Annotated in this window: 25 protein-coding genes; 20 read left to right on the forward strand and 5 right to left on the reverse strand. The window is 71.3% G+C overall.

The window, feature by feature from the left end:
* Positions 1-52: 52 nt before the first annotated feature.
* Both KSO98_RS07710 and KSO98_RS07715 read right to left on the reverse strand, forming a co-directional pair.
* Positions 53-628, reverse strand: a complete 576-nt coding sequence (locus KSO98_RS07710; protein ID WP_225284550.1) for an RNA polymerase sigma factor — start codon at positions 626-628, stop codon at positions 53-55.
* Positions 625-1,266, reverse strand: coding sequence for a hypothetical protein (locus KSO98_RS07715; RefSeq protein ID WP_225284551.1), 642 nt, complete (start codon positions 1,264-1,266; stop codon positions 625-627). The genes KSO98_RS07710 and KSO98_RS07715 overlap by 4 nt, the downstream gene beginning before the upstream one ends.
* Before the next feature lie 225 nt (positions 1,267-1,491).
* Here KSO98_RS07715 and efp point away from each other — a divergent pair, with 225 nt between their 5' ends.
* From efp to KSO98_RS07745, 5 genes are all read left to right on the forward strand, one after another.
* A complete protein-coding gene (efp, locus tag KSO98_RS07720; RefSeq protein WP_225284552.1) occupies positions 1,492-2,058 on the forward strand; it encodes an elongation factor P in 567 nt (188 codons plus the stop codon).
* A gap of 2 nt (positions 2,059-2,060) precedes the next feature.
* A complete protein-coding gene (nusB, locus tag KSO98_RS07725) occupies positions 2,061-2,465 on the forward strand; it encodes a transcription antitermination factor NusB (RefSeq protein WP_225284553.1) in 405 nt (134 codons plus the stop codon).
* 125 nt (positions 2,466-2,590) lie between these two features.
* On the forward strand, positions 2,591-4,012 hold the full coding sequence (locus KSO98_RS07730; protein WP_372457772.1) for a fatty acid desaturase: 1,422 nt from the start codon (positions 2,591-2,593) through the stop codon (positions 4,010-4,012).
* Complete coding sequence (locus KSO98_RS07740) at positions 4,009-4,197, forward strand: ferredoxin (RefSeq protein WP_225284554.1); 189 nt, start codon at positions 4,009-4,011, stop codon at positions 4,195-4,197. The genes KSO98_RS07730 and KSO98_RS07740 overlap by 4 nt, the downstream gene beginning before the upstream one ends.
* A 3-nt stretch (positions 4,198-4,200) precedes the next feature.
* Positions 4,201-5,370, forward strand: a complete 1,170-nt coding sequence (locus KSO98_RS07745) for an NAD(P)/FAD-dependent oxidoreductase (protein WP_225284555.1) — start codon at positions 4,201-4,203, stop codon at positions 5,368-5,370.
* Here KSO98_RS07745 and KSO98_RS07750 read toward each other — a convergent pair.
* Positions 5,339-6,547, reverse strand: coding sequence for a PucR family transcriptional regulator (locus KSO98_RS07750; protein ID WP_225284556.1), 1,209 nt, complete (start codon positions 6,545-6,547; stop codon positions 5,339-5,341). The two genes, KSO98_RS07745 and KSO98_RS07750, sit on opposite strands and share 32 nt — an antisense overlap.
* 46 nt (positions 6,548-6,593) lie before the next feature.
* On the opposite strand from KSO98_RS07750, the gene KSO98_RS07755 reads away from it, so the two are divergent.
* The 5 genes from KSO98_RS07755 (at position 6,594) to KSO98_RS07775 (ending at position 10,940) form a co-directional block, all read left to right on the forward strand.
* Positions 6,594-7,613, forward strand: a complete 1,020-nt coding sequence (locus KSO98_RS07755) for an NADPH:quinone reductase (RefSeq protein WP_225284558.1) — start codon at positions 6,594-6,596, stop codon at positions 7,611-7,613.
* 66 nt (positions 7,614-7,679) lie between these two features.
* Positions 7,680-8,246: a bifunctional pyr operon transcriptional regulator/uracil phosphoribosyltransferase PyrR gene (pyrR, locus tag KSO98_RS07760; RefSeq protein WP_308012738.1), complete on the forward strand. Its 567-nt coding sequence runs from the start codon at positions 7,680-7,682 to the stop codon at positions 8,244-8,246.
* Positions 8,243-9,190 (forward strand): aspartate carbamoyltransferase catalytic subunit, encoded by a 948-nt coding sequence (locus tag KSO98_RS07765; protein WP_225284559.1) that lies wholly within the window; start codon positions 8,243-8,245, stop codon positions 9,188-9,190. Before pyrR ends, KSO98_RS07765 begins: the two co-directional genes overlap by 4 nt.
* Positions 9,187-10,485, forward strand: coding sequence for a dihydroorotase (locus KSO98_RS07770; protein ID WP_225284560.1), 1,299 nt, complete (start codon positions 9,187-9,189; stop codon positions 10,483-10,485). Before KSO98_RS07765 ends, KSO98_RS07770 begins: the two co-directional genes overlap by 4 nt.
* A gap of 23 nt (positions 10,486-10,508) precedes the next feature.
* Positions 10,509-10,940: a DUF1810 domain-containing protein gene (locus KSO98_RS07775; RefSeq protein WP_225284561.1), complete on the forward strand. Its 432-nt coding sequence runs from the start codon at positions 10,509-10,511 to the stop codon at positions 10,938-10,940.
* 31 nt (positions 10,941-10,971) lie between these two features.
* On the opposite strand, the gene KSO98_RS07780 is transcribed toward KSO98_RS07775, so the two are convergent.
* Positions 10,972-11,358 (reverse strand): DUF1304 domain-containing protein, encoded by a 387-nt coding sequence (locus KSO98_RS07780; protein WP_225284563.1) that lies wholly within the window; start codon positions 11,356-11,358, stop codon positions 10,972-10,974.
* A 5-nt stretch (positions 11,359-11,363) separates the two neighbouring features.
* Positions 11,364-11,897 carry a DUF1697 domain-containing protein gene (locus tag KSO98_RS07785; RefSeq protein ID WP_225284564.1) on the reverse strand — a complete coding sequence of 178 codons (534 nt, stop codon included), beginning with the start codon at positions 11,895-11,897 and terminating at the stop codon, positions 11,364-11,366.
* A gap of 175 nt (positions 11,898-12,072) precedes the next feature.
* Here KSO98_RS07785 and carA point away from each other — a divergent pair, with 175 nt between their 5' ends.
* The 10 genes from carA to metK all read left to right on the forward strand — a co-directional run bounded on the left by carA (position 12,073) and on the right by metK (position 22,812).
* Positions 12,073-13,212, forward strand: coding sequence for a glutamine-hydrolyzing carbamoyl-phosphate synthase small subunit (carA, locus tag KSO98_RS07790; RefSeq protein ID WP_225284565.1), 1,140 nt, complete (start codon positions 12,073-12,075; stop codon positions 13,210-13,212).
* Entirely contained in the window at positions 13,212-16,541 is a 3,330-nt protein-coding gene (gene carB / locus KSO98_RS07795; RefSeq protein ID WP_225284566.1) for a carbamoyl-phosphate synthase large subunit, read from the forward strand. The genes carA and carB overlap by 1 nt, the downstream gene beginning before the upstream one ends.
* The gene (locus tag KSO98_RS07800) at positions 16,541-17,581 is read left to right on the forward strand and encodes a quinone-dependent dihydroorotate dehydrogenase (protein WP_225284567.1); all 1,041 of its coding nucleotides are present in this window, start codon (positions 16,541-16,543) and stop codon (positions 17,579-17,581) included. Before carB ends, KSO98_RS07800 begins: the two co-directional genes overlap by 1 nt.
* The gene (pyrF, locus tag KSO98_RS07805; RefSeq protein ID WP_225284568.1) at positions 17,578-18,390 is read left to right on the forward strand and encodes an orotidine-5'-phosphate decarboxylase; all 813 of its coding nucleotides are present in this window, start codon (positions 17,578-17,580) and stop codon (positions 18,388-18,390) included. Before KSO98_RS07800 ends, pyrF begins: the two co-directional genes overlap by 4 nt.
* Positions 18,391-18,480: 90 nt before the next feature.
* Positions 18,481-18,915: a hypothetical protein gene (locus KSO98_RS07810; protein ID WP_225284569.1), complete on the forward strand. Its 435-nt coding sequence runs from the start codon at positions 18,481-18,483 to the stop codon at positions 18,913-18,915.
* A 103-nt stretch (positions 18,916-19,018) separates the two neighbouring features.
* Positions 19,019-19,339 (forward strand): integration host factor, actinobacterial type, encoded by a 321-nt coding sequence (gene mihF / locus KSO98_RS07815; RefSeq protein ID WP_225284570.1) that lies wholly within the window; start codon positions 19,019-19,021, stop codon positions 19,337-19,339.
* Positions 19,332-19,958, forward strand: a complete 627-nt coding sequence (gene gmk, locus KSO98_RS07820) for a guanylate kinase (protein WP_225284571.1) — start codon at positions 19,332-19,334, stop codon at positions 19,956-19,958. Before mihF ends, gmk begins: the two co-directional genes overlap by 8 nt.
* Position 19,959: 1 nt before the next feature.
* Complete coding sequence (gene rpoZ, locus KSO98_RS07825) at positions 19,960-20,292, forward strand: DNA-directed RNA polymerase subunit omega (RefSeq protein ID WP_308012739.1); 333 nt, start codon at positions 19,960-19,962, stop codon at positions 20,290-20,292.
* 7 nt (positions 20,293-20,299) lie between these two features.
* A complete protein-coding gene (gene coaBC, locus KSO98_RS07830) occupies positions 20,300-21,547 on the forward strand; it encodes a bifunctional phosphopantothenoylcysteine decarboxylase/phosphopantothenate--cysteine ligase CoaBC (protein WP_263642542.1) in 1,248 nt (415 codons plus the stop codon).
* Positions 21,548-21,612: 65 nt separating this feature from the next.
* Positions 21,613-22,812 (forward strand): methionine adenosyltransferase, encoded by a 1,200-nt coding sequence (gene metK, locus KSO98_RS07835; protein WP_225284572.1) that lies wholly within the window; start codon positions 21,613-21,615, stop codon positions 22,810-22,812.
* Positions 22,813-22,941: the final 129 nt, after the last annotated feature.

The raw sequence follows: 22,941 nt of genomic DNA on the forward strand, positions 1-22,941 counted from the left end.
TCGCGCCCGGCACCCGCGCTCGGCCGGCTCCGGAGCTCGGGCGCCTCGGCGCTCACAGCGCCCAGCCGGAGGCGCGCAGCCGCTTGAGGCCGCGCTGGCGCGCCACCCGTACGGCCGGGCGACTGATCCCCAGGATGCGCGCGGTGGTCTCCACGTCGAGATCGACCACGTCGATGCAGGCGATCGCCTCGCCCTCGCGCCGGGGGAGCGCGGCGAGCGCGTGCCGGATCGCCTCCGCGGTCTCGGCGGGGCCGGTGACGGTCTCCATGGGCAGCGTCGTCTCGGGCAGGTCCGCGGTCGCGTAGGTCGCACGCCGGGCCGAGCGGCGGCGGATGTTCATCACGTGGTTGCGGGCGATCCCGAAGAGCCAGCCGGCGAACGCGTCGTCGTCCCCGTGGAAGTCCGCGATCTTGGAGGCGGCCACCGTCCAGGCCTCCATCGCCAGGTCGTCGGCGTCGGCCGCGGGGTCACCGGTCGGCGACTGCCGCAACCACAGCACGAGCCGCCCGGCGTGCGCGTCGTACAACGCGCGCCAGGCGGCTGGATCGCCCTCGCGGGCCCGCTCGACCCACGAGGAGTGCGGATCGGGCGGAGGCGGAGGAACGGGTACGGGGGCGGGACCGCTCACCCAGCCCCCTGCGCGGTCGTGGGCAGGGACGGGCCGTTGGACGGCCGCGTGGACGGACGTCCGCTCGGGTGGACCGGGCTCGCAGCGGTGGTCGGCCTGGTGCCCTTGGTGTGCTTCCCGCGTCCGGGCGCCGCCGTGCTCGGCTCCCCGGGTGAGCTCGGCTTGCCGTGCGCCTGGTCGCTGCGGCCCTGGTCGGCGGGCGTGCTCGCGCCGTGTCCCTCGCTGCGGACGACCTGCCCGGGAGCGCTGGTCAGCGCCTCCGCGCTGCGGCCGCGCCCGGTGTGGTCGCCCCCGGTGATCGCGGCCTGCGAGCGGTCGGGCACGCCGGGGCTCGAGGCGGGTGCCGTCTCGTCGGTCGCGTCGTCCGCCGAGGACGGCAGCGGGGCGAGGCTGAGGTCCGAGCCGGGCACGACCACGGACGGGACGTGGTGGCTGTGCACGACCGCCTGGGTGCCGTACGCGAGGCCGCCGGTGCCGACCACGATGGCCAGTCCGGCCAGCGGCGCCCGCCACGCGCGCCGGCGTACGGTCGTGGGCGTCGAGGCCTGGGCGAGCAGCGCCAGGCGCTCACCGAGCGCGGGGTCGGAGCGTCGGATCGGCGGCTGCAGTCGCAGCGGGTTGTCGTGCTTGTCGTTCATCGGGTACCTCGAGAAGAAGCCGGCTCGCATCATCATCCCCCGAGAGACGCGAGCCGGCGGCATAGTGGGGTGGGTGTCTCCTGCCTGCACATGTCGCGGGAGGCCTGGAAGGCGACATGGCTGCGGGTTTCCGCCCCGTACGCGCGCAGGGATAGGATCGGCCGCTGGCGCTCGGGCGCCGTACGACCTCTTGACAACTGACGACGAAGGCTGGCGCGCAAGCACATGGCAACCACGAACGACCTGAAGAACGGCATGGTTCTCAACATCGACGGCCAGCTCTGGGCTGTCGTCGAGTTCCAGCACGTGAAGCCGGGCAAGGGCCCCGCCTTCGTGCGGACCAAGCTGAAGAACGTCGAGTCGGGCAAGAACGTCGACAAGACCTTCAACGCCGGCACCAAGGTCGAGACCGCCACGGTCGACCGCCGCAGCTACCAGTACCTGTACAACGACGGCATGAACTACGTGTTCATGGACACGGGCACGTTCGAGCAGATCGAGGTCTCCCCGGAGATCATGGGTGACACCACCGACTTCCTGCTCGAGAACATGGACGTCAACATCGCCACGAACGAGGGCCGCGTCCTCTTCGTCGAGCTCCCGGCCTCGGTCGAGCTCACCATCACCTACACCGAGCCGGGCGTCATGGGCGACTCGGCCACCGGCCGCACCAAGCCGGCCACGCTGGAGACCGGCGCCGAGATCCAGGTGCCGCTCTTCATCGAGAACGGCGAGAAGATCAAGGTCGACACCCGCGAGGGTGGCTCCTACCTCAGCCGCGTCAAGGGCTGACGTTGTCGGCTCGTAGCAAGGCTCGTAAGCGGGCCCTCGACATCCTCTTCGCCGCCGAGGCGCAGGGCACCGAGGCGCTCGACCTCCTCGTCGAGCAGAAGGGTGCGGGGGAGCTCAACAACCCCTACACCGCCACCCTCGTCCAGGGCGTCATCGCCCAGCGGGAGCGGATCGACGAGATCCTCGGCCAGTACGCGCAGGGCTGGACCCTCGACCGGATGCCGGCCGTGGACCGCAACGTCCTGCGCCTGGGCGCCTGGGAGCTCCTCTTCGCCGAGGACGTCCCCGAGCACGTCGCGCTGAGCGAGGCGGTGGAGCTCGTCCGCGAGCTCTCCACCGACGAGTCGCCGGCGTACGTCAACGGCGTGCTGGGCTCCATCCAGCGTGCGAAGGCCGACCTGGTCTGACCCGCTCCGCGGAGCCCGCTCACCTGAGCACCCGACGGCCGCTTTGTGCTTATGCACAAAGCGGCCGTCTGTTTTGGATGTCCGGACCAGTGACCGCTGTGCTGGGGTCCTGTGACACTCGTCTCATGAGCACTCTGAACGCCTCCGGCACGGTCCCGGCCGGCAGCACCGAGCAATGGCGGGACAAGAAGCGCTACCTGTGGCTGATCGGCCTCGTGGTGCCCTCCCTCGTCCTGATCGCCCTCGCCGGGCGCGCCTACCTGGGGCTCGACTTCCTCGTCTGGATCGGCCCGATCGTCCTGTTCCTCGTCGTCCCGGCGATCGACCTCATCGCGGGGCTCGACGGGTCCAACCCACCCGACGACGTGATCGAGGCACTGGAGAACGACCGCTACTACCGCTGGATCACGTTCCTGTTCCTGCCGGTGCAGTACGTCGGATTCGTGGTCTCCTTCCACGCGATCGCCCACGGTGACCTGTCGACCCTGGACAAGGTCGGTCTGTCCGTCACCCTCGGCGTGGTCGGTGGCATCGGCATCAACACCGCGCACGAGCTGGGGCACAAGAAGGAGAGCCACGAGCGCTGGCTGTCCAAGATCGCGCTGGCGCAGAGCTTCTACGGCCACTTCTACCTCGAGCACAACCGCGGTCACCACGTCCGGGTCGCCACTCCTGAGGACCCGGCCAGCTCCCGGCTGGGTGAGAGCTTCTACCGGTTCTGGCCGCGCACCGTCCTCGGCTCGCTCAAGAGCGCGTGGAACCTCGAGCGGAAGCGCTACGCCCGCAAGGGTCAGCACCCGTTCCGGATCGGCAACGACGTGCTGAACGCGTGGCTGATGTCGGTGGTGCTGTACGGCGCGATGATCGCCTGGCTCGGGATCGGCATCGCGCCGTACCTCCTCATCCAGGGCATCTTCGGCTTCTCGCTGCTGGAGGTCGTCAACTACCTCGAGCACTACGGCATGCGCCGCCAGAAGGTGGGCCAGCCCGGCAAGGAGCGGTACGAGCGCGTCGCGCCCTCGCACAGCTGGAACTCCAACAACATCGCCACCAACGTGCTCCTGTACCACCTGCAGCGTCACAGCGATCACCACGCGAACCCGACGCGCCGCTACCAGACGCTGCGTGACTTCAAGGAGAGCCCGGTCCTGCCCACCGGCTACGCGGGCATGATCCTGCTGGCGCTCGTGCCCCCGGCGTGGCGGAAGGTGATGGACCCGCGGGTCGTGGCCCACTTCGACGGCGACATCCGGCTGGCCAACGTGCAGCCGGGCAAGCTGGACCGGTTGCTCCAGCGCTATCCGGTCCCGGTGGCGACCGCCGCAGCCGCGCCGCAGGAGGACCTCGGTCGACACGTCTTCGACGACGGCGTCCGCGCGGCCCGCTGCCCGGGGTGTGGCTACACCTACGAGGTCGACGCCGGCAACGAGCTCGAGGGGTTTGCCGCAGGTACGGCCTGGAAGGACATCCCCGACGACTGGTGCTGCCCCGATTGCGGCGTGCGCGAGAAGGTCGACTTCGTTCCCCTGACGGAGGTCGTGCGATGAGTCGGATCGTCGCTGACCACGCCGTCTGCGAAGGCATCGGCATGTGCGAGACGACCGCCCACGAGATGTTCGTCGTCGGCGACGACGGTCTGGTCGAGGTGCTCCAGTTCGAGCCCGACGACGTGACACTGGCCCGCGCCGCGGTGGCCGCGTGCCCGGTCTCGGCTCTGCGCCTCCAGGACTGAGTCATGGTTCGAAGGCTGGTCGTGGTCGGCGCCTCGCATGCCGGGGTCGCCGCCGCGACGGCGGCACGCGACGCAGGTGCGTATGACGAGGTCGTGGTCGTGGGTGCCGAGGAGCGGGCGCCGTACCAGCGCCCGCCGCTGTCCAAGGAGGTCCTCACCGGTGCCGCGGAGCCGGCGCAGCTCGGCGTCCTCGACCAGGTCACGCTGCACACGGGGATGCGTGCGCGCGGGCTCGATCCGGTGCGCCGGGTGCTCGTCACGGACGCCGGCGAGGTCGGCTACGACGCCCTGGTGATCGCCACCGGAGCGCGGCCGCGCACGCTGCCTGCCATCCCCGAGGCGCTGACGCTGAGGACCTACGACGACGCACGAGGTCTGGGGGCGGCCCTCGCCGGCGCGCGGCGGGTCGCGGTCGTCGGGGCCGGCTTCATCGGCGCGGAGGTCGCCTCGGCGGTCCGCTCGCGCGGTGGGGCGGTGACGCTGCTCGAGCAGGCACCGCTGCCGCTGTGCGGGCTGGTGGGTGAGGACGTCGCCCAGCGCCTGCTGGCCCTGCACGCGGCCCATGGCACGTCCGTACGGGTGGGGGCGCGGGTCATCGGGGCGCGCCGGGCGGCCGGCCGGGTGACCGGTGTCGAGCTGGCCGACGGCGAGCTCGTCGCCGCGGACGTCGTGGTCGCTGCCCTCGGGGTCGCACCCGACACCGGGTGGCTGACCGCCTCGGGGATCGCACTGGACGCCGACGGCGCGGTCCGCTGCGACGACCGGCTGCGGACCTCGTTGCCCCACGTGCTCGCGGCGGGCGATGTCGCCCGGGTGGCCGGCCACGGCTGTGGTCACGTGCTGACCGCGACCGAGCAGGGCCGCGCCGCCGGGATGAACGCCGCGGGCGCCGATGAGGCCTGGAGCCCGCGGCCCTTCGCCTGGTCGCAGTGGTACGGACACCGGCTGCAGCTCGTCGGTCGGTTCCACGGGCTCGCCACGCCGGCGCTGATCGCGCGCGACGAGGACGGCTCGCTGCTCGCGGTCGCGGGCGAGGCGGACCGGCTCCTGGGGGTCTTCGGGCTCGACCGGCCGCGTCAGGTCGCCGCGCTGCGCCGCGTCGTGGGGGAGCCGGGGTCGTGGGAGCGGGCACTCGAGCAGATCAGTCCCGCGCCGGCTCCGATTCCGGCGTGAGCGGGAACGCCGCCAGGTAGTCCAGCGCGACCGCGATGTCGGTACGGCGCTCGCTGATCGGATGGCCGAGCAGCGTCTCGGCCTGGCCGAGCCGGTAGCGCACAGTGTTCTTGTGGATCCCGAACGTCCGGGCGGCGGCGTCGACGCTCGCGCTGAGCAGCACCTGGCGCACGGTCTCGCGGATCTTGTCGCGCCCCGGGTCGTCGCGGGCGAGGGCGCCGAGCGTGCTCGTCGCGAAGCGCCGAGCGGCCGCGTGGTCGCGGGCCAGGAAGGTCAGCAGGGCGACATCGGCGTACGGGATCCAGGTCCGGCCCTGCTGCTGGGCGAGTCCCAGATCGAGTGCCTGACGCGCTTCCTGGTGGCTGATCCGGAACCCGTCCGGGCCGGTCGCGGGGTTGCCGCTCGCGACCAGGACACCCTTCTCCGGGAGCAGCTCCGCGAGCTGCCCGGGGAGATCGGGCAACCACAGCCACAGCTCGCGTCCGCCCGGCTCGACGGTCAACGTGCGCCCGCGCACCGCGGCGCACAGGGCCGATGCGGTCGGCTCCAGCAGGCGGGTGCCGCCGGGCGCGAGCGCCCGCAGGACCAGCGCGCGATGGGTGCCCTCGATCGGATAGCCACCCAGTGCGATGGTCAGCTCCCGCAGCTCTGGCTCCTCGCCGTCGAGGACGGCGCGGACGACGTCGTAGCGGTGGGCGGCGCCGCTGTGCTCGACCCGGCGGCGCTCCGCCTGGTGCACCACGATCGAGGCACTGGTGACCTCGTCGAGCCAGCGGCCCGCGCGACTCCACAGCTCCACCAGCAGCGCACCTCCGTCCACCTCGGGCGGTGCGAGCGCGACCACCTCGGTGGCATACGCCCACGTCTCGCCCTGCGCCGCCCGGTAGGCGGTGAGGAGCACCGTGAGGTCGAGGTGGCGCCGGGCGACCTCCAGGGCGACCTGCTCGGCGCTCGGCACCAGGCGGGGCGCGCTGGTCGGGTCGGTCAGCTCGGCCAGGAACGCCTGCCACTGCTCGCGCACGGTCGCGGCGAGCAGGACGGCGAGATCGGGGTCGCTCGCAACCTCCGGCGTGGCGGCGAGCACGGCGGCGCCGATCCGCTCGGCCCACGAATCGACCGCCTCGGGCGCCGCCGCGGCGGCCACGAAGTCGGCCAGCCACGCGGTGCTCTCGACCATGGGCTCCAAGATAGGCCCTGCCGGGGTTCTCGGTAACGTGCGTGGCATGCGCGCGATCGTCTACTCCGAGCCCGGCCCGTCCTCCGTCCTGCGCCTCGTCGAGCGCGACCTGCCCGAGCCCGGTCCGGGTGAGGTCCGCGTGCGGATCGTGCGAGCGGGCGTCAACCCGACGGACTGGAAGCAGCGCGCCGGCGGCACGTACGCGGCTTTGCCCTACGAGGAGATCACGCCCGGTCAGGACGGTGCGGGCGTCGTCGACGCCGTCGGCGAAGGGGTGCGCGGCGTGGCCGTCGGTGACCGGGTGTGGCTGCACATGGTCCAGCACGGCCAGGCCTACGGCACCGCGGCCGAGTACGCGGTCGTGCCGGTGCACAAGGCCGTACCGCTCCCTGAGGCGGCGTCCTTCGACCTGGGTGCCGCCCTCGGCGTGCCGGCGGTGACGGCACACCGCGCGCTGACCAGCGGCGACGTCACGCGGCTCGCGCCGGGCACCCTCGCCGGTCGCACGGTGCTCGTCCAGGGCGGCGCGGGAGCGGTCGGCAACGCCGCCATCCAGCTCGCCCGCTGGTCCGGCGCCACCGTCATCACGACTGTCAGCAGCCCGGAGAAGGCCGCCCTGGCCACGGCCGCGGGTGCCCAGCACGTGGTCGACTACCGGACCGACCCCACCGAGGCCGCGATCCGTGCGATCGCGCCCGAGGGCGTCGACCTGATCGTCGAGGTCGCCCCGGCGGTCAACAACGACCTCGACCGGGCGGTGATCCGCAACGGCGGGACCATCGCGATCTACGCCAACAACGGCGGCGACGACCTCACCCTCCCGTTGCGCGCGACCTTCTCGCTCAACCTCCGCTACCAGTTCGTGCTGCTCTACGGCGTCGCATCGGACCTCCTCGCCGCAGCCGTCGAGGACATCACCGCCGCCGTGGCCGCGGGCGCGCTCGGCGTGGGGGAGCCGCACGGGCTGCCGCTCACCCACCTTCCGCTCGACCAGGCCGCCGCCGCGCACGACGCGGTCGAGGCCGCCGCCGTCGGCAAGGTGCTCCTCGACGTCTCGGCCGGGTAGGGTGGCCGCGCAGTTCCGACGTTCCTTTAAGAGCCGTCCCGTGAGGCGGAGAAGGAGGTCCGGGCCATGCCCGATCCGACCGCAGAGCCCCTGGACGCAGGCCGTATCGTCCTCGACGACGCCGACATCGCCCGCGCGCTGACCCGCATCTCCCACGAGATCCTGGAGCGCAACAAGGGTGCCGAGGACCTCGTCCTCCTCGGCCTGCACACCCGTGGTGTGCCCCTGGCCAAGCGGATCGCCGCCGGGATCGCGGAGGTCGAGGGCACGCCCGTCCCGACCGGCAGCCTCGACGTGACGATGTACCGCGACGACCTGCGCAGTCACCCGACCCGCGCCCCGCACAAGACCGATCTGCCCGCCGGCGGCATCGACGGCCGCATCGTGGTGCTCGTCGACGACGTGCTCTACAGCGGCCGCACCATCCGCGCCGCGCTCGACGCGCTCTCCGACCTGGGCCGGCCCTCGGCCGTACGCCTCGCGGTCCTGGTCGACCGCGGCCACCGCGAGCTGCCGATCCGCGCCGACCACGTCGGCAAGAACCTGCCGACCGCCCGCAGCGAGAAGGTCCGCGTGCGCCTGGCCGAGACCGACGGCGCCGATGCGGTCACCATCACCGGAGGCACCGAGTGAAGAAGCACCTGCTCTCCATCGACGACGTCACCGCCGACGACATCGCGGCGCTCTTCGAGACCGCGGCCGAGATGCACGACGTGCAGCGTCGTGAGGTCAAGAAGCTGCCGGCGCTGCGCGGCCGTACGGTCATCAACCTGTTCTTCGAGGACTCGACCCGCACGCGCTCGTCCTTCGAGATCGCCGGCAAGTGGCTCTCCGCCGACGTGATCAACCTGTCCGCCAAGGGCTCCTCGACCTCCAAGGGCGAGTCGTTGCGCGACACCGTGCTGACGGTCACCGCCATGGGGATCGACGGCCTGGTCATGCGCCACTCGGCCTCCGGTGCGGCGCACCAGGTCGCGCAGTGGCTCGACATCCCGGTCATCAACGCCGGCGACGGGACGCACGAGCACCCGACCCAGGCACTCCTCGACGCGTACACCCTCGTCCGGCACCTCGGCTCGCTCGAGGGCAAGCACGTCGCGATCATCGGCGACCTTACCCACTCACGGGTCTTCCGCTCCAACATCAAGTCGCTGGCCAAGCTCGGCGCGCGGGTGACGGTGGTCGCCCCGCCGACCCTGATGCCCAGCGGCGTGGGCCCGTGGTCCGCGGAGGCCGGCTTCGCCACCTCGTACGACCTGGACGGAGTGCTGGCCGGCGACAACGGTCCGGTCGACGCGGTGATGATGCTGCGCGTGCAGAAGGAGCGGATGAGCGGTGGGTACTTCCCGACCGCCCGCGAGTACACCGTCGGCTACGGCCTGACCCGCGGCCGCCTCGCGATGCTCCAGCCCGGCACCCCGATCCTGCATCCGGGCCCGATGAACAGGGGCCTGGAGATCTCGCCGGACGCCGCCGACGCCGCCGACAGCCTGATCCTCGACCAGGTCAGCGCCGGCGTCGCCGTGCGCATGGCCGTGCTCTACCACCTGCTTGCCGGAGAGGAGGCCGTCCAGTGACGAGCCTGCTGATCAAGGGAGCCTCGCTCCTGGGGACCACCACCGCCGACGTCCTCGTCGAGGACGGCGTCATCCGCTTCGTCGGTCGAGCGAGCGGCGACGAGGGCATCGAGACCCCCGACACGACGGTCGACGCCGACGGCCTGGTGCTGCTGCCCGGCCTGGTGGACCTCCACACGCATCTGCGTGAGCCGGGCCGCGAGGACGCCGAGACCGTCCGGACGGGCTCGGCGGCCGCTGCCGCCGGTGGCTACACATCCGTGCTCGCGATGGCGAACACCAACCCGGTCACCGACACCGCCGAGGCCGCGGAGCGGGTCTACGACCTCGGCCGCGCCGCCGGCCTCGTGGACGTGCAGCCGGTCGGCGCCGTCACCAAGGGCCTCGAGGGTCACGAGCTCGCCGAGCTCGGCCTGATGGCCCGCTCGCGCGCCCAGGTCCGGGTCTTCTCCGACGACGGCAAGTGCGTGGGCGACGCCCGCGTGATGCGCCGCGCGCTCGAGTACGTGAAGGCCTTCGGCGGCGTCATCTCGCAGCACTCGCAGGACCCGTCGCTGGCTCCGCACGCCTCCTGCTGCCACGAGGGCCCGATCTCCGGCGAGCTCGGCCTGCCCGGCTGGCCCGGGGTCGCCGAGGAGGTCATCGTCGCCCGCGACGTGATGCTCGCCCGCCACACGGGCTCGCGCGTGCACGTCGCGCACGTCTCCACCGCCGGCTCGGTCGAGGTCGTCCGCTGGGCCAAGTCCCAGGCCGAGAAGGATGGGCACTGGCAGGTCACCGCCGAGGTGACCCCGCACCACCTGCTGCTGACCACCGACCTGCTGCGCGGCTACGACCCGACCTTCAAGGTCAACCCGCCGCTGCGTCCGCAGGAGGACGTCGAGGCGCTCCGTACGGCGTTGGCCGACGGCACCATCGACGCGGTCGCCACCGACCACGCCCCGCATGCGCGCCACGACAAGGAGCACGCCTTCGTCGACGCCGCCTTCGGCATGCTCGGTCTCGAGACGGCGCTCTCGGTGGTCGCCACGGTCATGGGGGAGCGGATGGACTGGTCCCGGATCGCCGAGGTCATGTCGGTCAACCCGGCCCGCATCGCCGGCCTCGACGCTCACGGCCGCGCGATCGCGGTGGGCGAGCCGGCCAACCTGGCCCTCATCGACCCGTCGGCCAGCTACGTGGTCGACCGCGACGCCTCGCTCTCGCTGAGCCGCAACAACCCCTGGCACGGACGGACGGTCACCGGCCAGGTCGTCGGCACCTGGCTGCGGGGTCAGCGCACCTTCGGGTCCTAGAGGCTCCGCGTAGCCTCGGTGGGGTGAGCGACGACTTCGACCTCGACCGCTTCGTCCAGGCGCAGGCCGGGGGCGTCTACGAGCAGGCGCTGGCCGAGCTGCGCGCCGGACGCAAGCGCAGCCACTGGATCTGGTTCGTCTTCCCACAGGTCGCCGGGCTCGGATACTCCCCGACGTCCCAGCGTTACGCGATCGGCTCGCTCGCCGAGGCCCGCGCCTACCTCGGGCACCCGGTCCTCGGCCCGCGGCTGCGGCAGAGCGCGAGCGCCGCACGGGACTTCGACGGCACCCCCGAGGAGCTCCTCGGACCCGTCGACGAGGAGAAGCTGCGCTCCTCGATGACCCTCTTCGAGGCCGCCGATCCCGACGAGTCGGTCTTCGCCGCGGTCCTCGACGGCCCGTACGCCGGCTCCCGCTGCCGGCACACCCAGAGGTTCCTCGCCGAGCATCCGTGATCTGCCCCGGGCTTCGGCGGGGCGATGTCGGTCAGAGGGCGAGGGCGACCAGCACGACGCCGACCAGCGGGATGACACCCTGCTTGAGCGCGGCACCGCGCTTGTCCGGGCTGCTCAGGAGGAGCACCAGGCTCGCCGCGACCATCGAGCCGGCGCCGGCCAGTACCAGGGCAGCGCCCGGGGCGCGCTCGTCGGCAGCGATCAGCACGGTGCCGATCGCCACGAGGATCGCCAGGAACAGGTTGTAGAAGCCCTGGTTGTAGGCCAGCTCCTTGGTCGCCTGGGCCTCCTCGAGGGAGGTCCCGAAGACCTTCCGCGCCGCGCCCGTCCAGGCCAATGACTCGAGCCAGAAGATGTAGACGTGGACCAGGGCGGCGAGCCCGGTGAAGGCGAGCCCCGCGCTCAACAGTGTGTTCACGCCGATCACCCTTGCATCTTCTTGAGGATCCGTCCGAGAGTCAGGGGAGTCCGCGACGTCGTCGACTTCCGATACGTCTTGTCGAGCCACTTCATCACCTCGGGCCCGCCGGTCACGGTGGTGTCGTGCACCGTGCACAGCACGCCGTCCACCATCCCGAGCACCTGGACGCCAGGCTGCGCCGGCGGATCGGGCGGCGAGTCCGGCGCGGTCTTGAAGAACGTCACCAGCTGGTACGACTCCTTGCCGTGCGGCGCATCGCCGAACGGCAGCCGATCCACGAGCTCCGTCAGCTCCTCGCGGGAGCGCACGATCGTCGCGGCGGTGAAGCCGCGCAGCTCCGGCCAGGCCGCCTCGATCCGGTCGCCGAGCTCCTCGGAGGACGAGCCGTCGGGCGCGGAGAAGACGACGTTCCCGCTCGAGATCACGGACCGCACGTCCTCGTACCCGAGCTCCTCCAGCACACCGCGCAGCGACTCGTTGGACTTGCGCGGATCACCCGGACCGATGCCTCGGATCAGTGCGACATAGGTGCTCATGGACACAACGTAGGGGACGTGAGCGAGACCATCGAGCGCGCTCGTCCGTGCCGAGCGATCGAGCCCTGGGCGTGGAGCGCGAGCGATGCCGGAACAGGCATGTCTGGCTGATAGGGTCGGGCCCGACCGAAAGTCCTTTAAAGAGCCGTCCCGTGAGGCGGAGAAGGAGGCCCGGGTGCACTTGCGTGCCGCCACCACCCCTGCATTGCTCGTCCTGGAGGACGGGCGCACCTTCCATGGTGAGTCCTACGGAGCCGAGGGTGAGACCTTCGGCGAGGCCGTCTTCGCGACCGGGATGACCGGCTACCAGGAGACGCTGACCGACCCGTCCTACCACCGCCAGGTGGTCGTCCAGACGGCCCCGCACATCGGCAACACCGGTGTGAACGACGAGGACCCCGAGTCCCGCCGGATCTGGGTCGCCGGCTACGTCGTGCGTGAGCCCGCCCGGATCCCGTCCAACTGGCGCTCGCAGCGCAGCCTGGACGACGAGCTCAAGGAGCAGGGCATCGTCGGCATCGCCGGCATCGACACCCGCGCCCTGACCCGCCACCTGCGGGAGCGAGGCTCGATGCGCGTGGGGATCTCCACCACCACCCTCGACGCCGACGCGCTGCTCGAGAAGGTCAAGGCCGCCGCCGAGATGGCCGGCTCCGAGCTCTCCTCGGACGTCACCACGAGCGAGGCGTACGTCGTGCCCGCCATCGGCGAGAAGCGCTTCACGGTCGCGGCGCTCGACCTCGGGATCAAGGAGATGACCCCGCACCGGATGGCCGAGCGCGGCATCGAGGTGCACGTCCTGCCCGCCACCAGCGCCATCGACGAGGTGCTCGCCGTCCAGCCCGACGGCCTCTTCTACTCCAACGGCCCCGGCGACCCGGCGGCCACCACCGCCCAGGTGGAGCTCCTGCAGCAGGCGCTGGACCAGGGCGTCCCGTACTTCGGGATCTGCTTCGGCAACCAGCTCTTCGGTCGCGCGCTCGGCTTCGGCACCTACAAGCTGAAGTACGGCCACCGCGGCATCAACCAGCCGGTCCAGGACCGCACCACCGGCAAGGTCGAGGTCACCGCGCACAACCACGGCTTCGCCGTCGACGCGCCCCTCGACAAGGACACCGAGACCCCGTACGGCGTCGCGTCGGTCAGCCACGTCAACCTCAACGACGACTGCGTCGAGGGTCTCGAGCTGCGCGATGCGGCGAGCAGGAAGCTCAAGGGCTTCTCCGTCCAGTACCACCCGGAGGCCGCGGCCGGCCCGCACGATGCCGCGTACCTCTTCGACCGTTTCGTGAACCTGCTCGAGGGGACCATCTGATGCCGAAGCGCGAAGACATCAAGAGCGTCCTGGTCATCGGCTCCGGGCCGATCGTGATCGGCCAGGCCTGCGAGTTCGACTACTCCGGGACCCAGGCCTGCCGGATCCTGAAGGAGGAGGGCCTGCGGGTCATCCTGATCAACTCCAACCCGGCCACGATCATGACCGACCCGGAGTTCGCCGACGCCACCTACGTCGAGCCGATCACCCCGGAGTTCGTCGAGAAGGTCATCGCCAAGGAGCGCCCCGACGCGATCCTGCCGACCCTGGGCGGCCAGACCGCGCTCAACGCGGCCATCGCCGCGCACGAGTCCGGCGTCCTGGAGAAGTACGGCGTCGAGATGATCGGCGCCTCCTTCGAGGCCATCCACCGCGGCGAGAACCGCGAGCTGTTCAACGACATCGTCCGCAAGGTCGGTGGCGAGGTCGCCCGCTCGTTCATCTGTCACTCGATGGACGACGTCGAGAAGGCCACGGCCGAGCTCGGCTACCCGGTCGTCGTGCGCCCGTCGTTCACCATGGGCGGCCTCGGCTCCGGCATCGCGTACGACGAGTCCGACCTGCACCGCATCGCCGGCGCCGGGCTGTCCGCCTCCCCGACCACCGAGGTCCTGATCGAGGAGTCGATCCTCGGTTGGAAGGAGTACGAGCTGGAGGTGATGCGCGACAAGAACGACAACGTCGTCATCATCTGCTCCATCGAGAACTTCGACCCGGTCGGCGTGCACACGGGTGACTCGATCACCGTCGCCCCGGCGATGACGCTCACCGACCGCGAGTACCAGCACCTACGTGACCTCGCCATCGGCATCATCCGCGAGGTCGGCGTCGACACCGGCGGCTGCAACATCCAGTACGCCGTGAACCCGGCCGACGGCCGTGTCATCGTCATCGAGATGAACCCGCGGGTGTCCCGCTCCTCGGCGCTGGCGTCCAAGGCGACCGGCTACCCGATCGCGAAGATCGCCGCGAAGGTGGCGATCGGATACACCCTCGACGAGATCGAGAACGACATCACCGCCGGCCCGCAGGGCTCGACCGCCGCCTCCTTCGAGCCGACGCTGGACTACGTCGTGGTGAAGGTGCCGCGGTTCGCGTTCGAGAAGTTCCCGACCGCCGACGCCACCTTGACGACCCACATGAAGTCGGTCGGCGAGGCGATGGCGATCGGCCGCAACTTCACCGAGGCGCTGAACAAGGCGCTGCGCAGCCTGGAGAACAAGAACGCACCGTTCAGCCTCGGGCAGACGTGGGTCGGTCACGCCGACGGTGAGGAGCCGGCTGCGTCGCTGCTCGAGCAGATCAAGGTCCCGCACGACGGCCGCATCCAGAAGGTGATGCAGGCGATCCGCGCCGGCGCCACCCCGGAGCAGATCTTCGACGCCACCAAGATCGACCCGTGGTACGTCGACCAGCTGTTCCTCATCCACGAGGTCGCCCAGCAGGTCAGCTCCGCGGACGACCTCGACGCCGCCACGCTCCGGCTCGCCAAGCGGCACGGCTTCTCCGACGCCCAGATCGCCGACATCCGCGGCCTGGACGAGGCCGCCGTTCGCAGCGCTCGCGCGCAGCTCGGCGTCCGGCCGGTGTTCAAGACCGTCGACACCTGTGCGGCCGAGTTCGCCGCCAAGACGCCGTACTACTACTCCTCCTACGACGAGGAGACCGAGGTCGCGCCGCGCGAGCGTCCGGCCGTGATCATCCTCGGCTCGGGTCCGAACCGCATCGGTCAGGGCATCGAGTTCGACTACTCCTGCGTGCACGCCTCGCTCGAGCTGTCCAAGGTCGGCTACGACACGATCATGGTCAACTGCAACCCCGAGACGGTCTCCACCGACTACGACACCTCCGACCGGCTCTACTTCGAGCCGCTCACCCTCGAGGACGTCCTGGAGATCTACGAGGCGGAGAAGGCGGCCGGCCCGATCGCCGGCGTCATCGCCACCCTCGGCGGCCAGACCCCGCTGGGTCTCGCCCAGGGCCTGCAGGACGCCGGCGTCCCGATCGTCGGCACCAGTCCCGCGGCCATCGAGCTGGCCGAGGAGCGCGGCGCCTTCGGCAAGGTGCTCGCCGAGGCCGGTCTGGTCGCCCCGAAGCACGGCACCGCCGTCTCCTTCGAGGACGCCCGCGCGATCGCCCACGAGATCGGCTACCCCGTCCTCGTCCGCCCGAGCTACGTCCTCGGCGGTCGCGGCATGCAGATCGTGTACTCCGACGACTCGCTGGAGACCTACCTCGAGGCGGCCACCGAGCTGATCAGCGAGGACCGCCCGGTCCTCATCGACCGGTTCATCGACGACGCGGTCGAGATCGACGTCGACGCCCTCTACGACGGCACCGATCTCTTCCTCGGCGGCGTCATGGAGCACATCGAGGAGGCCGGCATCCACTCCGGCGACTCGTCGTGCGCGCTGCCTCCGATCACCCTCGGTGCCGCCGAGATCGACCGGATCCGCGCCGCGACCACCGCCATCGCGAAGGGCGTCGGCGTGCAGGGCCTGATCAACATCCAGTTCGCGCTGGGTGCTGACGTCCTGTACGTCATCGAGGCCAACCCGCGTGCCTCCCGTACGGTCCCGTTCGTGTCCAAGGCGACCGGCACCTCCTTGGCCAAGGCCGCCTCGCGCGTCATGCTCGGCGAGTCGATCGCCGACCTGCGTGCCGCGGGCATCCTGCCGCAGGAAGGCGACGGCGGCATGCTGCCGGCCGACGCCCCGATCGCGGTGAAGGAGGCCGTCCTCCCGTTCAACCGGTTCCGCACCAAGGAGGGCCAGTTCGTCGACACCGTCCTCGGCCCCGAGATGAAGTCGACCGGCGAGGTGATGGGCTTCGACGCCGACTTCGGCAAGGCGTTCGCCAAGGCGCAGGCCGGCTCGTTCGGCCCGCTCCCGACCGCGGGCAAGGTCTTCGTCTCGATCGCCAACCGCGACAAGCGCACCATGATCTTCCCGGCACGGGTCCTCGCGGACTACGGCTTCGAGATCCTGGCCACCGAGGGCACCGCCGGCGTGCTGCGCCGCAACGGCATCCCGTCGACGATCGTGCGCAAGCACTCCGCAGGCGTGGGCCCGGACGGCGAGAAGACGGTCGTCGGGATGATCCTCGACGGCGAGATCGACCTGATCGTCAACACCCCCAACGGCTCGGCCACCGGTGCCCGCGCCGACGGGTACGAGATCCGCTCGGCCGCCGTGCTGTCCGGCACGCCGTGCATCACCACGGTCCAGGGTGCCGCTGCCGCGGTCCAGGGCATCGCGGCGCTGCGCCAAGGCGACATCGGCGTGCGCTCGCTGCAGGAGTGGGCGGCGATCACCCGCGGAGCCAACTGATGGGCGCCTACCGGTTCCTCTTCGACCAGTTCCTGGTCAGGTCCGATCCGGAGAAGGCCCACCACCAGGCCTTCGCCGCCATCCGGGCGGCGAGGCCGGTGCTGGCCCGTCGGTCGTTCCCCGGTGAGCCGGTCCAGGCGCTGGGGCTGACGTTCCCCAACGCCCTGGGCCTGGCCGCGGGCTTCGACAAGAACGCCGTCGGCATCGACGCCCTCGGCGGCCTCGGCTTCGGCCATGTCGAGATCGGCACCGTCACGGGCGAGGCCCAGCCGGGCAATCCGCAGCCGCGGCTGTTCCGTCTGGTCAACGACCGGGCGGTCGTCAACCGGATGGGCTTCAACAATGACGGCGCCGAGGTGGTCGCCGCCCGGCTCAAGGCGCGGCTCGACAAGCGCGGCTCGGGCGAGCTCGGCCCGGTGCTCGGCATCAACATCGGCAAGACCAAGGTCGTCCCCGAGGACGACCAGGCCGCCGTCGAGGCCGACTACGGCACGTCGACCCGCCTGCTCGCCCCGTACGCCGACTACCTGGTCGTCAACGTCAGCTCCCCGAACACGCCGGGACTGCGCAGCCTGCAGGCCGTGGAGCGGCTCCAGCCGCTGCTCGAGCACGTCCGCCGTACGGCCGACGAGGTGACCACCGCGCGGGTCCCGCTGCTGGTCAAGATCGCCCCCGACCTGGCCGACGAGGACGTCCTGGCCGTCGCCGACATGGCGAAGGAGATCGGGCTCGACGGCATCATCGCCACCAACACCACGATCTCGCGCGCGGGCCTGCGGGCCCACCCCGACGAGCTCGAGGAGATCGGCGCGGGCGGCATCTCCGGCGCACCGGTCAAGGCCCGGGCGCTCGAGGTGCTGCGGATGCTGCGCGCCCGCGTCGGTGACGAGATGACGCTCATCGGGGTCGGCGGCATCAGCACGGTGCAGGACGCGATCGAGCGGCTCGACGCCGGCGCGGACCTGTTGCAGGGCTACACCGCGTTCATCTACGAAGGCCCGCTGTGGCCCGCCCGGATCACCAAGGGGGTTGCTCGATGAGCACGTTCGGAGAGCGGCTCGACGCCGCCGTACGCGCCCGCGGACCGCTGTGCGCCGGCATCGACCCGCACGCGGGCCTGCTGGCCGAGTGGGGCCTCGACGACGACATCGCCGGGCTGGAGCGCTTCGCTCTCACCGCGGTCGAGGGCCTCGCCCCGCACGTCTCGGTGATCAAGCCGCAGAGCGCGTTCTACGAGCGCTTCGGCTCGAAGGGCATCGCCGTGCTCGAGCGTGTCATCGCCGAGTCGCGCGCCGCCGGTGCGCTGGTGCTGCTCGACGTGAAGCGCGGCGACATCGGCTCCACCTCGCAGGCCTACGCCGACGCCTACCTCGACCCGGCCTCACCGCTGGCCTCCGACGCGATCACGGTGTCCCCGTACCTGGGCTTCGGCTCGTTGGCGCCGTTCATCGCCTCGGCGAGCATGTTCGACGCGGGGCTGTTCGTCCTCGGGCTCACCTCGAACGCGGAGGGCCCGGAGGTGCAGCGCTCGACGACCGACACCGGCGAGAGCGTCGCCGAGCGGATGTTCGCCCACCTCGCGGCCCTCAACGAGGGCGCGACGCCGTACGGCTCCTTCGGCGCCGTGGTCGGAGCGACCATCGGCGACGCCGGTGCCTCGTTGGACTTCGGCGGCCCGATCCTCGCTCCCGGCTTCGGCGAGCAGGGCGGCACCGCCGCCGACATCAAGCGCATCTTCGGTGACCTGCCGGTGCTGCCGTCGTCCTCACGCGGCCTGCTGCGCAAGGGCCCGGACACCGCCGCTCTGCGCGACGCGGCCCTGGCCACCAACGCCGAGCTGCGCGGCTGACCGATGCCCGCCTGTAACGCGGTGTTACACCGTCTTCTGCGGTGCTGCAACACCGCAGAAGTTGCTGTAACACCGCGTTACAGGGGCCGGGTGGCCGCGGTCGCGGGCCTCGTCCTGGCTACCGCCCTGACGGCCTGCGGCGGCTCGTCGTCCACCGACGACTACTGCGCGACGGTCACCTCGCACCGCGACGACCTGTCGAGGATCCTCGGCGACGGGGGAGGGGCCGCCCTGCTCGACGCCCTGCCCATCTTCCGCGAGCTCCGGGCCAAGGCGCCCAGCGACATCGCGGACGACTGGACCACCGTGATCGACCGGCTCGCCGCCCTCGACGCGGCGCTGAAGACAGCAGGCGTCGACCCCAGCACGTACGACGCCGCCCACCCGCCGGCCTCCCTGGCCGCTGCGCAGCGCGAGGCGATCGCCACGGCGGCCACCGCCCTCGGCAGCCCGGCGACCGTGTCCGCCCTCGACGCCGTCCAGCAGCAGGCCCGCGACGTCTGCCACACGCCGATCACCCTCTGATCCGGCCCGACACGGGACCGCCGTTGCCGCTCCCGTGTCTTCTGACTAGATTGGCGCGGACTGCATCGGCCAGTCGCCCACCGATCTCATGAAGTAGGACTCTGTGGCACTTCCTCCGCTCACCCCCGAACAACGTCAGGCCGCGCTGGAGAAGGCCGCCGCCTCACGACGCGTCCGGGCCGAGGTGAAGAACCGGCTCAAGACGGGTGGGGCCGACATCATGGAGGTCATCCAGGAGGGTCAGTCCAACGAGGTCGTCGGCCGGATGCGGGTGCTCGACCTGCTGCAGGCGATGCCCGGTCTGGGCAAGGTGCGCGCCCACGCGATGATGGAGCGGGTCGGCATCGCCGAGAGCCGCCGCGTCGCGGGGCTCGGCGCCAAGCAGATCGTCGGTCTGGCGCAGGAGTTCGGCCGGCGTGTCTGAGGCCGCACCTGCTCGTCTCGTCGTTCTCGCCGGGCCCACCGCGGTGGGCAAGGGCACCGTCGCGGCCGAGATGCGCGCCGCCCATCCCGACCTGTGGATGTCGGTGTCCGCCACCACCCGCGCCCCTCGCCACGGGGAGGTCGACGGCGTGCACTACCGGTTCGTCTCCGACGAGGAGTTCGACCGGATGATCGCCGAGGACGAGCTCCTGGAGTGGGCCACGGTCCACAAGGTCGCCCGCTACGGCACCCCCCGCAAGCCGGTCGAGGAGGCGCTCGCGGCAGGCCGCCCGGCCCTGCTCGAGATCGACCTGCAGGGCGCGCGACAGGTCCGCGAGGCGGTCGCCCGGCAGCCCGGGCTCAACCCGCTCTTCGTCTTCTTGGCGCCGCCGTCGTGGGACGAGCTCGTCCGCCGGCTGATCGGCCGGGGCACCGAGACCGAGGCTGAGCGGACCCGCCGGCTGGAGACCGCGAAGGTCGAGATGGCCGCCGAGTCGGAGTTCGACGTGACGATCGTCAACCGGGAAGTTCGTGAGGCTGCTGCCGAGTTGGTAGCCTTGATGACGCGCGGTGCCGGTGACGGCATCAGCACCCCCGACTCGAAAACCAGTGAGGCTTAACGTGGCTGCTCCCGCAATCGACGCCCAGGGCGTGACCAACCCGTCGATCGACGACCTCCTCACGAAGACGGACAGCAAGTACAAGCTGGTCCTCTACAGCGCCAAGCGCGCCCGCCAGATCAACGCGTACTACTCCCAGCTCGGCGAGGGCCTGCTGGAGTACGTCGGCCCGCTCGTCGACACGCACGTCCAGGAGAAGCCGCTGTCGATCGCGCTGCGCGAGATCAACGACGACCTGCTGACCTGCGAGGACATCGACCCGGCCGAGGTCGCCGCCGAGGAGGCCGCTCGCGCCGCCGCCGCGAACGACGACCCGTTCGCCGTCAGCGAGTGAGCCGATCCTGACCACGCACGACATCACGTCGGCCGCTTCCCGGAACGGGGAGCGGCCGTCGGTCGTTCTCGCGGTCTCCGGTGGCATCGCCGCGTACAAGGCCGCCGAGCTGCTGCGCCGCTTCACCGAGGGCGGCTACGACGTCACCGTCGTCCCGACCCGCTCCGCGCTGGAGTTCGTCGGCGCCCCCACCTGGGAGGCGCTCTCCGGCAAGGCGATCGCCACCGAGGTCTGGCAGAACATCACCGAGGTCCCGCACGTCCGGATCGGCCAGCAGGCCGACCTGGTCGTGGTCGCCCCCGCCACCGCCAACACCATGGCGCGCGCCGCGCACGGGCTGGCCGACGACCTGCTCACCAACGTGCTGCTCACCGCCCGCTGCCCGGTCGTCTTCGCCCCGGCGATGCACACCGAGATGTGGGAGCACCCCGCCACCGTCGACAACGTCGCCACCCTGCGCCGGCGCGGCGCCGTCGTGATCGAGCCGGCCGAGGGCCGGCTCACCGGCAAGGACACCGGCAAGGGCCGTCTGCCCGACCCGGCCGAGATCTTCGAGCTCTGCGAGGCGGTCCTGGCCCGGGGCGGCGTGACCGACCTGGCCGGCCGTACGGTCGTCGTCAGCGCCGGCGGCACGCGTGAGTACCTCGACCCCGTCCGCTTCCTCGGCAACCGCTCCAGCGGCCTGCAGGGCTACGCCATCGCGCGCGCCGCCGCGGCCCGGGGCGCCGAGGTCACCGTCGTCGCCGCCAACGTCACGCTGCCCGACCCGGCGGGCGTGAAGGTCCTCCGGGTGGAGACCACCGCCCAGCTGCACGACGCGATGCTCGCCGCGGCGCCGACCGCCGACGCGATCGTGATGGCGGCCGCACCGGCCGACTTCCGCCCGACGTCGCAGAGCGACGCCAAGATCAAGAAGGCCGCCGACGGCTCGGCGCCGATCATCGAGCTGGTGCAGAACGCCGACATCCTCGCCGAGCTGAGCGCCCACCGCGCCCACCCCGGCCAGTTGGTCGTCGGCTTCGCCGCCGAGACCGGCGACGCGACGGGATCGGTCCTCGACCTCGCCCGCGCCAAGCTCGCGCGCAAGGGCTGCGACCTGCTCGTGGTCAACGACGTCAGTGGTGGCGCGGTCTTCGGCAGCCCCGAGAACGCCGCCGTGATCCTCGGTGCCGACGGCACGGCCGCCGAGGTCCCCCAGGGCGCCAAGAGCGCTCTCGCGCAGGTGATCGTGGATCACATCGCGGCACGGCTCTGACCGGTGCCGACGGCACCTATACGCTGTGCATGGCACTCAACAGACTGAGGAACGGAGCGCTTTTCGTGACTGGACGTCTTTTCACGTCGGAGTCGGTGACCGAGGGTCACCCGGACAAGATCGCCGACCAGATCAGCGACACCGTCCTGGACTACCTACTCGCCCATGACCCGAAGAGCCGGGTCGCGGTCGAGACGCTCCTGACCACCGGCTTGGTCGTGGTGGCCGGTGAGGTCACCACCGAGGCGTACGCGCCGGTGGCGCAGCTGGTCCGCGAGAAGATCCTCGAGATCGGCTACGACAGCTCCGAGAAGGGCTTCGACGGCAACTCCTGCGGCGTCCAGGTCGCGATCGGCGCGCAGTCGGCCGACATCGCCCAGGGTGTGGACACCGCCGAGGAGCAGCGCGCCGAGGGCTCGGTCGACGAGCTCGACAAGCAGGGCGCGGGCGACCAGGGTCTGATGTTCGGCTACGCCTGCGACGACACCCCGGAGCTCTTCCCGCTGCCGATCAAGATCGCGCAGACGCTGGCCGAGCGGCTCACCGAGGTCCGCAAGGACGGCACGCTCGCCTACCTGCGTCCCGACGGCAAGACCCAGGTCACCATCGAGTACGACGACGAGAACCGGGCCGTCCGGGTCGACACCGTCGTCCTCTCCACCCAGCACGCGGAGGAGATCAGCCAGGAGCAGATCGCCGCCGACGTGAAGGCGCACGTCATCGAGCCGGTCCTGGAGCGCTTCAAGACCTCGGTGCCGTTCGACGGCTACAAGCTGCACATCAACCCGACCGGCAAGTTCGTCGTCGGCGGCCCGATGGGCGACGCCGGCCTGACCGGTCGCAAGATCATCGTCGACACCTACGGCGGCATGGCCCGCCACGGCGGTGGCGCGTTCTCCGGCAAGGACCCGTCGAAGGTCGACCGCTCCGCCGCCTACGCGATGCGCTGGGTCGCCAAGAACATCGTCGCGGCCGGCCTGGCCCGTCGCGCCGAGGTCCAGGTCGCGTACGCGATCGGCAAGGCCGCCCCCGTCGGCGTCTTCGTCGAGACCTTCGGCACCGGCGTGCTGCCCGACGAGAAGATCCAGGAGGCGGTGCTCGAGGTCTTCGACCTGCGCCCCGCCGCGATCCTGCGTGACCTCGACCTGCTGCGCCCGATCTACGCCAAGACCGCTGCGTACGGCCACTTCGGCCGCGAGCTGCCCGAGTTCACCTGGGAGCGCACCGACCGCGCCGAGGCCCTGAAGGCTGCCGCGGGGATCTGACCGATCACGCTCCGTGCGAGTGGGCCGTCCCTTCGGGGGCGGCCCACTCGTCGTTGCACGGGCGGCGTGGGCTCGTCGTCCGCGCCGCATCACCGAGGAAGAGGCGTCGACCTCGATCGCCGGCCCTCA

It is taken from the genome of Nocardioides nematodiphilus (assembly GCF_020216525.1).
GTDB classification, from domain to species: Bacteria; Actinomycetota; Actinomycetes; order Propionibacteriales; family Nocardioidaceae; genus Nocardioides; species Nocardioides nematodiphilus.